Source organism: Kitasatospora saccharophila, assembly GCF_039529925.1.
Lineage (GTDB): Bacteria > Actinomycetota > Actinomycetes > Streptomycetales > Streptomycetaceae > Kitasatospora > Kitasatospora saccharophila.
Genome location: NZ_BAAANS010000005.1, coordinates 167,965 through 178,660, shown reverse-complemented (window position 1 = coordinate 178,660; position 10,696 = coordinate 167,965). Strand labels below are relative to the sequence as shown.

Sequence of the window (10,696 nt, the reverse complement as noted above, 5' to 3'; positions counted from 1 at the left end):
GCAATCCGTCTCTTCTGTCAGCCGGCGGTGGCGGCCGGAACTGGCTTGTCCTCGCGCAGCGCCTGCCAGAGCTGCTGGGCGCGGGTCTCGTCGGCGACCACCCGGTTGTGGTCGATCCGGTCGGCGACGACCGGGAGCATCACGGTCCTCATCCGCTCCGGCTGGAGGCCCTTCATGCTCTGCGCGAAGTCGAGCAGGCCGGTGAGCGACCCCAGCGAGGTGTCGGTGGTGAGCGCCTTGGTGGCCGCGTTCGCCACGCCGTACGCCTTGGTCGGGCTGGAGAGGGTGCCCTTGCGCTGGAGCTGGGACAGCACCGAGAGCAGGAACTTCTGCTGCAGGCCGATCCGGCCGAGGTCGCTGCCGTCGCCGATGCCGTGCCGGGTGCGGACGAAGGCGAGCGACTGGGTGCCGTCCAGCACGTGGGTGCCGGCGGGCAGGTGCAGGCCGCTGTACTTGTCGTCGATCGCGACGTCGGTGGTGATCTCCACCCCGCCCATCGCGTCCACCAGTTCCTTGAACCCGGCGAAGTCGACCTCGACGTAGTGGTTCATCCGCAGGCCGGTCATGGTCTCGACGGTCTTCACCACGCAGGCCGGACCCGCCGTGGTGTAGATCGAGTTGAACATCACCCGGGGCGCGGCGGCCACCTGCTTGCCGGCGGCCGTGGTGCAGGCCGGACGGGCGACCATGGTGTCGCGGGGGATGCTCACCACGGTGGCGTTGGCACGGCCCTCGGGGATGTGCACCACCATCGCCGTGTCGGAGCGCGCGGTGCCGCCGACGTCGCCGCCCGCCAGCTCGCCGTTGTCGCCGCTGCGGGAGTCCGAGCCGAGCACCAGGATGTCCTGCGCGCCGGTCGGCAGCACGGCCGGGCGGTCCTCGCCGAGCGCCTTGTCGATGTCGACGGTGCTGAGGTTGCTCTCCAGGTGCCGGTACAGCCAGAACCCGGTGCCGGCGGCGGCCAGCACGAGGGCGAGCACCACGCCGCCACTGATCAGGAGGATCCGCCGGCCCTTGCGGCGGGGCTTGGCCTTCCGGCCGGGTGCGGTTCCCGGATCGGGCTCCGGTGCGGATTCCGGTGCGGCCGACATCTCGTCAGTCTGCGCCATGGGTCGAGCGTCCTCCCACTTCACGGGCAACGGTGCGTACCCGGAGGGGGACATGCTCTCACGCGATATTCATCAGACGTTTACTTTTTTGATCACAGCAATATACCGAAGCCGTACGTGTTCGGATGATCGCTTTCCGCGATCGGCCCGTCGGACCGGCGGGGGGGGGGGGAGTGCATTTCCGGCGCCGCCGTCGTCCGGGCGCCCGGCCCCGCCCGATCCCCCGCCGGGCGGTCCGCGAGGGCGGGCGCCCGGCCCCGCGAGGACGGGACCTAATTCCGTTGCGGGGGGCGTGGGGGGCTGCGTAACCTCGGAGACGTTACAGCCCCGCACGTCTGGAGAAGGCCGTTGCTCGTCTGAGGTCATGAGACACCGCGCCACGCCGCACACCCGTGTCCCCTCCGGGTCGGTCGGCGTGCGGGCGCGAGTGCGACCTCGGCAGGGCAGCCGCCACGGCTCCCGTGCGGACCCTCCCGTCTCCCCTCCGGAGGAGGCGGCCCCGCGACGGCCCTCCGCACTCCCGCGCCCCCGGTGTCTCCCGTGTTGCTCCCCCTTCCCGCGGCAACCTCCAGGAGGCCCTCATGGCGCAACCCACCACCTCGATCCTCTGCACCGACCTCGGCTTCGAGTGGCCCGACGGCCGCCCCGTGCTGAGCGGTTTCCACCTCGCCGTCGGCCCCGGCCGCACCGGCCTGGTCGGCCTCAACGGCGCGGGCAAGTCCACGCTGCTGCGGCTGATCGCCGGCGAACTCACCCCGGCCGCCGGCACCGTCCGGGTCGCGGGCGAACTCGGCTACCTCCCGCAGGACCTGACGGTCGCCGCCGGACGGCGGGTGGACGAGACGCTCGGCATCCGCGCCCGGCGCGAGGCCCTGCACGCCATCGAGTCGGGAGACGCGGACGAACGCCACTTCACCGCGATCGGCGACGACTGGGACGTCGAGGAGCGCGCCCGCGCCACCCTCGACCGCCTCGGCCTGGCCGAACTCGACCTCGACCGCACCACCGGCGAACTCTCCGGCGGCCAGGCCGTCCTGCTGCACCTCGCCGCCCTGCTGCTGCGCCGCCCCGACGTCCTGCTGCTCGACGAGCCCACCAACAACCTGGACGTCCGGGCCAGGGCCCGGCTGTACGACGCGGTGGCCGCCTTCCCCGGCGTGCTGCTGCTGGTCAGCCACGACCGCGAACTACTGGAGCGGGTCGACCAGATCGCCGACCTGCGGGACGGCGGGGTCACCTGGTACGGCGGCAACTTCAGCGCCTACCAGGAGGCCCTGGAGGCCGAGCAGGAGGCCGCCGAACGCGTCGTCCGCAACGCCGAGGCCGACGTCAAGCGCCAGAAACGGGACTTGGTCGAGGCCACCCAGCGGCTCGCCAAGTCCGCCGCCTACGGCAAGCAGCGCTCGGTGCGCCGCAACGACCCCAAGGCGCTGGCCGACAAGCTCCAGGGCAAGGGCGAGGAGACCGCCGGCCGCCTGCGCGGCATGCACACCGAACGCCTCGACGAGGCCAAGGAACGGCTGGCCACCGCCGAGGAGGCCGTCCGCGACGACGCCGAGATCCGGATCGACCTGCCCCGCACCGCCGTCCCCGCCGGGCGCACCGTCCTCACCCTGGAGGGCGTCCGCCTGGCCCACGGCGGCCGCGGCCGGATCGACCTGGAACTGCGCGGCCCCGAGCGGATCGCCCTCACCGGCCGCAACGGCTCCGGCAAGAGCACGCTGCTGCGCACCATCGCCGGCGACCTCGCCCCCGCCGAGGGCATGGTCACCACCCCCGTCCAACTGCGCCACCTCCCCCAGCAGTTGGACGTCCTGGACGAGCGGGAGACGGTCTTCCGGAACGTCAAGGCACACGCCCCCGGCGCCACCGACAACGAGATCCGGGCCCGACTGGCCCGCTTCCTGTTCCGCGGCGCCCGCGCCGACCAGCCGGCCGGCACCCTCTCCGGCGGCGAACGCTTCCGGGCCACGCTGGCCGCCCTGCTGCTCGCCGACCCGCCCCCGCAGCTCCTGCTGCTCGACGAACCCACCAACAACCTCGACCTCGCCAGCGTCCGCCAACTCACCCAGGCCCTGGCCGGCTACCGCGGCACCCTGATCGTCGCCAGCCACGACCTCCCCTTCCTCCGCGAGATCGGCATCACCCGCTGGCTGGACTGGGACGGAGGCGAACTGCACCCGACCGACCCGCGCTGACCCGGTGGGCCGTCGGTACCCCAACCACCCTGTCCGGAAAGGAGGATGGGAGACTGACCATCTGTGACAGACACCGAGACGCACACCGACCTGGCCCGCCGCATCCACGCCGCCTCCCACCTGACGGGGGAGTTCACGCTCCGCTCGGGCCGCACCGCGACCGAGTACTTCGACAAGTACCGGTTCGAGGGGGACCCGGTGCTGTTGGACGAGATCGCCCGCCGGATGGCCCCGCTGGTGCCGCCCGGCACCGAGGTGCTGTGCGTGATCGATCGCGGGCAGGGCGGCGCCGGGGCGCTCGCGGCCGAGGGCATCCGCCTGCGGTCGCTGCTCACCGCCGACGACCTGCGCGCCGCCGCGGCCTGACCCCGGCCGCTCCTCCCGCCGCCGTTCCCTCCTCTCCGGCCCCGCGGTCCCGTTCCGGTGTCCGCACCGTGGGACGAGTCGGCCCGGGGCGGGGGCGGGAGGGCAGGATCGGGGGGTTCTGTCGTCGTTCCCCGCTGGAGTGTGCGCCGTGGCGCTGGTCGAGATCCCCGGTTCGAAGTCGGTGACGGCGCGCGCGCTGTTCCTGGCCGCGGCGGCGGACGGGGTGACGACGCTGGTGCGGCCGCTGGTGTCGGACGACACCGAGGGCTTCGCCGAGGGGCTGGGCGCGCTCGGCTACCGGGTGGAGCGCGCGGAGCGGGAGTGGCGGATCACCGGGCGCCCGCAGGGCCCCGGGGCGGACGGGGCGTCGGTGTTCTGCCGGGACGGCGCCACCACCGCGCGCTTCCTGCCGACGCTGGCCGCCGCCGGGCACGGCACCTTCCACTTCGACGCGTCCGAGCAGATGCGCCGCCGCCCGCTCGGCCCGCTCACCACCGCGCTGCGCGACCTCGGCGTCGAGCTGGAGCACCACGGCGCCGAGGGCCACCACCCGCTGAGCATCCGCGCGGCGGGCGTCGAGGGCGGCGAGGTGACGCTCGACGCCGGGCTGTCCTCGCAGTACCTGACGGCACTGCTGCTGCTCGGCCCGCTCACCCGCACCGGCCTGCGGATCAACGTCACCGACCTGGTCTCCGCCCCGTACGTCGAGATCACCCTCGCGATGATGCGCAGCTTCGGCGTCGAGGTGGCCCGCGAGGGCAACGTGTTCGACGTCCCGTCCGGCGGCTACACCGCCGCCCGGTACCCGGTCGAGCCGGACGCCTCCACCGCCTCGTACTTCTTCGCCGCCGCCGCGCTGACCGGCCGCGAGGTGACCGTCCCCGGGCTGGGCCGCGGCGCGCTGCAGGGCGACCTGAGGTTCGTCGAGGTGCTGGAGCGGCTCGGCGCGAAGGTCGAGATCGGCGCCGACGCCACCACCGTCACCGGCGGCACGCTCACCGGCGGCACCGTCAACATGCGCGACATCTCCGACACCATGCCGACGCTGGCCGCCATCGCCCCGTTCGCCTCCGGCCCGATCCGGATCGAGGACGTCTACAACACCCGGATCAAGGAGTGCGACCGGCTCGACGCCTGCGCGGAGAACCTGCGCCGCCAAGGCGTCGACGTCGCCACCGGCCGGGACTGGATCGAGATCCGCCCCGGCACCCCGCAGCCGGTCGAGATCGAGACCCGCGGCGACCACCGGATCGTGATGTCCTTCGCCGTCGCCGGGCTGCGCACCCCGGGCACGACCTTCGACGACCCGGGCTGCGTGCGCAAGACCTTCCCCGGCTTCCACGACGCGTTCGCCGCCTGGGCGGCACAGCCGGAGGGCTGAGCCGCGCGGACGGCGAACGGGAGGGTGCGGGGGAGGGCTCAGTCCTTCACCGCGCCGCCCAGGCCCGACACCATGTGCCGCTGGACCAGCACGAAGAAGACCAGCACCGGCACCGTCATCAGGGTCGAGGCGGCCATGATGCCGCCCCAGTCGTTCTCGTCCGGCTTGAAGAACACCATCAGCGCGGCCGGCAGCGTCTGGTGGTCGGTGTCCAAGATCAGCGTCTTGGCGAACACGAAGTCGTTCCACGCCGTGATGAAGGAGAACACGCTGGTCGCCGCCAGGCCGGGGGCCACCAGCGGGAACAGGATCCGCCACAGGATGGTGAACCGGCTCGCCCCGTCGATCCGGGCCGCCTCCTCCAGCGACTCCGGCACCGCGGCGACGAAGCCGCGCAGCATCCACACCGCGAACGGCAGCGAGAACGCCAGGTTCACCAGCATCAGCGAGCCCAGCGAGGACAGGCCGAAGCCCGGCGCGACCGAGCCGATGTCCCGGACCAGGAAGAACAGCGGGATGGTCAGCGCCTCCACCGGCACCATCTGCGCCACCAGGAACATGATCAGGATGGTGGTCCTGAACCTGAACTTGAACCGGGACAGCGCCACCGCCGCCAGGAAGGCGATCGCGGCCGACACCACCACCACGACCACCGCCACCGCCAGGCTGTTCAGGAAGTACCGGCCGAAGCCGGACACCCCCAGCGCGTTGCGGAAGTTCTCCAGTGTCGGCGCGAACGTCCACGGCCGCGGGTGCGCCGAGGTGATCTCGCCCTTCGGCTTCAGCGCCGACAGCACCATCCAGTACAGCGGGAACACCGTCAGCAGGGCCAGCACCACGGCGACGGTGTTGGCGCCCTGCCGCAGCACCCGGTTGTCGCGCTTGCTGATCACAGTTCCTCCCCGGAGCGGCGCAGGCTGCGGATGTAGATGGCGGTGACGCCCAGCAGGATCAGCGTCATCAGGACGCCGATCGCGGCGCCGAGGCTGTAGTTCTCGGCGACGAACGCCTTCTGGTAGGCGTAGACGTTCAGAACCAGGTTCTGGCCGGCGATGCCGCCGCCCCCGGTCATCACGTAGATCTGGGTGAAGACCTTGAAGTCCCAGATGACCGACTGGATCACCACGATCACCAGCAGCGGCCGCAGCATCGGCAGCATGATCCTCCGGAAGATCGTGACCGTCCCGGCGCCGTCCAGCCGGGCGGCCTCCAGCACGGAGTCCGGGATCGCCTGGATGCCCGCGTACAGGGTGATCATCACGAACGGGAAGCTGTGCCAGACCACGACCACGGCGACCATCGCGAACGCCGACCACTTGTCGTACATCCAGTTGTGGCCCTGGGTGCCGAGGACCTCGTTGACCAGGCCGGAGTTGGTGTCCAGCAGGAACATCCACACCGTGGAGCCGGTCATCGCGGGCGCCGCCCAGGCGCCCAGCGCGCCGAACATCAGCATCAGCCGCGGCCACTTGCCGACCCGGGTCAGCAGCACCGCGCAGGTCGCGCCGACCGCCAGGGTGGTCAGCACGCAGAACGCGGCGAACGCCAGGGTCTGGCCGAGCACCGTCCAGAACTGCTCGTCGCCCAGGACGTCGGTGTAGTTCGACAGGCCGACGAACTCGGTCGGCACTCCGCCCGACGCCTGCGGCTGCCCGAACTTCAGCACCGACAGCAGGCCCAGCTGGTACAGCGGGTAGCCGAACAGCGGGATCAGCACCAGGGCGGCCGGCAGCAGCAGCCACAGCGGGACGGGGATCCGGGCGAGCGGCCCGGTGCGGCGGCGGGCCCCGGCGGGGGCGCCGCCCGCCGGGCGGACGGGGGAGTCCCCCTGGTCCGCCCGGGCGGTGACGGTCGTGGCAGGCATCGACAACTTCCGGTTCTCCTACGGGACCCTGGCTACTTGCCGCTGAACGAGGTGTTCATCGCGGCCGCGGCCTCCTTGGTGGCACCGGCCACGTCGGACTTGCCGGTGATGACCTTCTGCAGCATCGTCGGCACCACGTTCTGGGCGTCGATCTTGGCCCAGGCGGCGTCCTTCGGGACGAACTTGGTGCCGGCCTCGATGGTGTCCGTGAACGGCTTCAGCCACGGCTGCTTCTGCACCACCTCGGCGCGCGCCGAGGACAGCGTCGGCAGGTTGCCCATCGCGTCGAACAGCGCCAGCTGGTTCTTCTTGGAGGCCAGCTCCTTCATGAAGTCGACCGCCAGGCTGCGGTGCTGGGTCGACTTCATCACGCCCAGGTCGTTGCCGCCGGAGAACGCCGGGGCGATCTTCCCGGCCTCGGCGCCCGGCAGCGGCACGATCGCGTACTTGCCGGCCGCCGCGCCCGCCTCCACCGCGCTGCGCGAGGAGTTCGGCAGGATCGCCATGCCGGCCTTGCCCGCCGCGAACGACTCCACGGTCTTGCCGCCGGTCAGGTCGGCGCACTGCTGCGCCGGGCAGATCGCGTCCGTGAACAGGTCGGTGTACGCCTTCACGCCCGCCTGCGACTGCGCCGAGTCGATCGCCGAGGTGTACGCCGAGCCGCTCGCCGTCGCCAGGTCGCCGCCGTCGGCCCACACGAACGGCAGCGCGCCGAAGGTGTACTTGCCGCCGACCGCGATGCCCAGCAGGTCGCCGTGCGCGGCCCGGACCTTCTCCGCCGCCGACTTCAGCTCGGCGTAGCTGGTCGGCGCCTGCAGGCCCAGCTCGGTGAACACGTCGGTGCGGTAGTACAGCGCGCGCACGCCCAGCCACCACGGCAGGCCGTACGTCTTGCCGTCGACCACCGCGGTGTCCTTCAGGTCCTGCGGCAGGTCCTTGCCCTCCTCCCAGCCCGCCAGGTCGGAGGTGATGTCGGCCAGGCCGCCCGAGGCGGTGTAGCCGAACAGGTCGGTGTTGCCGAACTCCACCACGTCCGGGGCCGAGGACGGGTCGTTGAACGCGCCCTTCATCTTCTCGGCGCGCGGACCGGCGTCGGTCGGGATGTACGAGACCTCCACCTCGACGCCCGCGTGCTTCGCCTTGAAGTCGGCGACGGCCTGCGCCACCACCTGCTCCTTGGGCGCCCGGTTCGCCTCGTCGTACAGCCACACCTTCACGGTGCCGGTCTGCTTGTCCGCGGACGTCGCGGTCTTCGCGGTGCCCGGCGCACAGGCCGTGGCCACGGTGCCGGCCAGCACGGCAAGGGCGGCACCACGGGCCAGCTTCTTCATGCTCAACGTCATCTCCTCGCCGCAGCGGGACGCACCTGCGCGCCCCGGGACGAACCGGGACATGCAGTGGGGGATCGGTGTGAGCGGGACGTTAGAAACTCGCCGGGCACGGCGACAAGAGCAGACCGCGAAAGTTCTGCACTGCAAAACGATGTGCTGCGGAACTGGCACCGGGGCCCTCCCCGCCGTAGCGTCACACCCCATGACCAGCACCGCCGCCGAGAGCCGACCCGCCGAGGGCCGGCCGGAACGCAACCAGTCCGCGTCGCTGCGCCGCGCCCTCGCGGTGCTCGAACACGTCCGGGACCACGCGGCGGCCGGCACCGACCTCAGCCTCACCGCGCTCGCCGACGGCCTGGAGATGTCCAAGTCCACCGTGCTGCGGCTGGCCGCCCCGCTGGTCGACGCCCAGCTCCTCGCCCGCGACCGCGACACCGGCCACTTCCGGCTCGGCCCCGGCGCCCTCCAGCTCGGCCAGGCCTACCTCGCCACCCTCGACCTGCGCACCGCCGCCTCCGAGGAGGCCCACCAGCTGATGCGCGAGGTCGGCGGCACCGTCCACCTGTGCGTCCCCGACACCCCGTACGTGGTCTACGTCGACAAGGTCGAGAACGAGACCGCCGTCCGGATGGCCTCCCGGATCGGCAGCCGCGCCCCCATGTACTGCACCGCCGTCGGCAAGGCCATGCTCGCCTGGATGCCCGAGGAGGCCCTCGCCGCCGTCGTCGCCGACGGCCTCCCCGCGATCACCACCCGCACCCTCACCTCCGCCGCCGCCCTGCGCACCGACCTCACCCGGATCCGCACCCGCGGCTACGCCGTCGACGACCGCGAGAACGAACCCGAGGTCCGCTGCATCGCCGCCCCCGTCTTCGACCACAACAACACCGTCATCGGCGCCATCTCCACCTCCGCCCTCACCTCCCGCATCACCGCCGCCCGCGCCCGCGAACTCGGCCCCGTGGTCGCCGCCACCGCCGCCCGCGTCTCCAGGCGGATGGGCTCGACGCGCTGACGACGCGGCTGCCGCGGGCCGATCGCGGACTACACGGGGATCAGCCGGACGCGGCCTCCGCAGAGCTTGGTGAGGTCGTCGACGTCCGAGGTCAGCACCACCACCGGCCGCTGCTGCCGGAGGGCGAGTTCGGCCACCGCGGCGTCGATCGCGTACTTGTGGCCGTGCAGGCCGGCCGCGAGCAGCAGGGCGGACGCGGCCTTGGCCTCCTCCTCGCCGACCGGGGCGATCCGCAGCCCGGAGAGCAACCAGCGCAGCCGGGCTTGGTCGGTGCGTGCGTGCACCGCCTCGATGACGGTCAGCGCGCTGATCACCACCTCCATGCCCCGGGCGCGGGCCTCCGCGACCAGCGCGACCACGGGCTCACGGTCGGCCAGCAACTGCGAGAGACCCTCGGAGTCGAGGACCAGAGTGCCCTCGTGGTTCAGCTTGCGGCGGGCCATTCGCTCTCCCCGGCGAACACCTCGTCGAACACCTCGCGGGCGCGGTCCTGCGCGGCGGTCGAGATCGGCCCGTTGCGACGTTCGTAGTCGGCCAGGTACTCGTCCAGTATCCGGCCGCGGAGTTCGCGTTCGACGGCGGCAGTGATGAACGCCGAGAACTCACGCTTCCCGACCCGTTCCCGGATGGCGGCCGCGGTGCCCTCAGGCAGGGAGAGGCTGACCCTGGTGGCGGGGCCCTCGCCGATGTTGTACACGCTCTCGGTCACGGGCCGAGATTATCAAAGAAGTGGGAAAGCGGCCCCGGCGGTGATCCGTCAGACCTCGGCGGGCTTCGGGGCCCGGGGGCGGAGCCTGGTGCCGAGGCGGTCCAGGCCGATGACCAGGGCGCCCAGGACGGCGAACTCGGCGACGAGTTCGACCATCTGGAGGCCGACCCAGGCGTAGCCCTTCTCGGTGGGGTCGAGGAAGAAGTAGGGGTAGCGGACCGGGAAGTGCGGGAGCAGGATGGCGCGGGCCTCGGTCAGCAGGGCGTAGCCGAGGGGGTAGGAGAGCCACAGCGGCAGGTCGCGCCAGCGGGAGGCGTTGCGGGGGGAGAACAGCAGCCACTCGCCGAGGACCAGGACCGGGGTGGTGTAGTGCAGGAAGAAGCTGGACCAGTGCTGGACCACGTCGCCGGAGGTCAGGCCGGGCAGCGGGTTCTCGCCGTGGTTGAGCAGGACGTGCGCGACGATGCCGGTGATGGTGATGTACAGGACGGCGGCGCCGCGCAGCCGGGGCGCGGGGGCGTCGGCGGTGTCGCGCCTGGCCGTCCAGTAGATCGCGGCCAGGAAGTAGCCGAGCACGATCACGTTGCTCTGGATGGTGAAGTACACCAGCGAGCTGTTGCTGAGGAAGATCCCCAGGAACGCGGACAGGACGATGGCGCTGCGCCACCAGGTGGCGGGTCGGGCCCAGACGGTCATGCGGTCACCGGACGTTCGTTTCGGCGG

Annotated in this window: 11 protein-coding genes; 4 read left to right on the top strand and 7 right to left on the bottom strand. The window is 72.0% G+C overall.

Features of this window, described 5'->3' with window-relative positions:
- Positions 1–17: 17 nt before the first annotated feature.
- Positions 18–1,109: an LCP family protein gene (locus tag ABD345_RS06100; RefSeq protein WP_380272766.1), complete on the bottom strand. Its 1,092-nt coding sequence runs from the start codon at positions 1,107–1,109 to the stop codon at positions 18–20.
- A 581-nt stretch (positions 1,110–1,690) separates the two neighbouring features.
- Between ABD345_RS06100 and ABD345_RS06095 the strand changes: the two genes are divergently transcribed.
- From ABD345_RS06095 to aroA, 3 genes are all read left to right on the top strand, one after another.
- A complete protein-coding gene (locus ABD345_RS06095; RefSeq protein WP_344550730.1) occupies positions 1,691–3,307 on the top strand; it encodes an ABC-F family ATP-binding cassette domain-containing protein in 1,617 nt (538 codons plus the stop codon).
- 63 nt (positions 3,308–3,370) lie between these two features.
- Positions 3,371–3,673, top strand: a complete 303-nt coding sequence (locus tag ABD345_RS06090; protein WP_344550729.1) for a hypothetical protein — start codon at positions 3,371–3,373, stop codon at positions 3,671–3,673.
- 148 nt (positions 3,674–3,821) lie between these two features.
- Positions 3,822–5,054 carry a 3-phosphoshikimate 1-carboxyvinyltransferase gene (gene aroA, locus ABD345_RS06085; RefSeq protein WP_344550728.1) on the top strand — a complete coding sequence of 411 codons (1,233 nt, stop codon included), beginning with the start codon at positions 3,822–3,824 and terminating at the stop codon, positions 5,052–5,054.
- 38 nt (positions 5,055–5,092) lie between these two features.
- On the opposite strand, the gene ABD345_RS06080 is transcribed toward aroA, so the two are convergent.
- The 3 genes from ABD345_RS06080 to ABD345_RS06070 are packed head-to-tail and all read right to left on the bottom strand — an operon-like array spanning position 5,093 to position 8,249.
- On the bottom strand, positions 5,093–5,947 hold the full coding sequence (locus ABD345_RS06080) for a carbohydrate ABC transporter permease (protein ID WP_344550727.1): 855 nt from the start codon (positions 5,945–5,947) through the stop codon (positions 5,093–5,095).
- A complete protein-coding gene (locus ABD345_RS06075; protein ID WP_344550726.1) occupies positions 5,944–6,918 on the bottom strand; it encodes a carbohydrate ABC transporter permease in 975 nt (324 codons plus the stop codon). The genes ABD345_RS06080 and ABD345_RS06075 overlap by 4 nt, the downstream gene beginning before the upstream one ends.
- 32 nt (positions 6,919–6,950) lie before the next feature.
- The gene (locus ABD345_RS06070) at positions 6,951–8,249 is read right to left on the bottom strand and encodes an extracellular solute-binding protein (RefSeq protein ID WP_344550761.1); all 1,299 of its coding nucleotides are present in this window, start codon (positions 8,247–8,249) and stop codon (positions 6,951–6,953) included.
- 202 nt (positions 8,250–8,451) lie between these two features.
- On the opposite strand from ABD345_RS06070, the gene ABD345_RS06065 reads away from it, so the two are divergent.
- The gene (locus ABD345_RS06065) at positions 8,452–9,264 is read left to right on the top strand and encodes an IclR family transcriptional regulator (RefSeq protein ID WP_344550725.1); all 813 of its coding nucleotides are present in this window, start codon (positions 8,452–8,454) and stop codon (positions 9,262–9,264) included.
- A gap of 29 nt (positions 9,265–9,293) precedes the next feature.
- Here ABD345_RS06065 and ABD345_RS06060 read toward each other — a convergent pair whose 3' ends face one another.
- Genes ABD345_RS06060 through ABD345_RS06050 form a run of 3 tightly spaced genes read right to left on the bottom strand, consistent with a single transcriptional unit; the run spans position 9,294 to position 10,669 of the window.
- Complete coding sequence (locus ABD345_RS06060) at positions 9,294–9,707, bottom strand: PIN domain-containing protein (protein WP_344550724.1); 414 nt, start codon at positions 9,705–9,707, stop codon at positions 9,294–9,296.
- Positions 9,689–9,973, bottom strand: coding sequence for a hypothetical protein (locus ABD345_RS06055; protein ID WP_344550723.1), 285 nt, complete (start codon positions 9,971–9,973; stop codon positions 9,689–9,691). The genes ABD345_RS06060 and ABD345_RS06055 overlap by 19 nt, the downstream gene beginning before the upstream one ends.
- A 48-nt stretch (positions 9,974–10,021) precedes the next feature.
- On the bottom strand, positions 10,022–10,669 hold the full coding sequence (locus ABD345_RS06050) for a Pr6Pr family membrane protein (protein ID WP_344550722.1): 648 nt from the start codon (positions 10,667–10,669) through the stop codon (positions 10,022–10,024).
- Between the last annotated feature and the right edge of the window lie 27 nt (positions 10,670–10,696).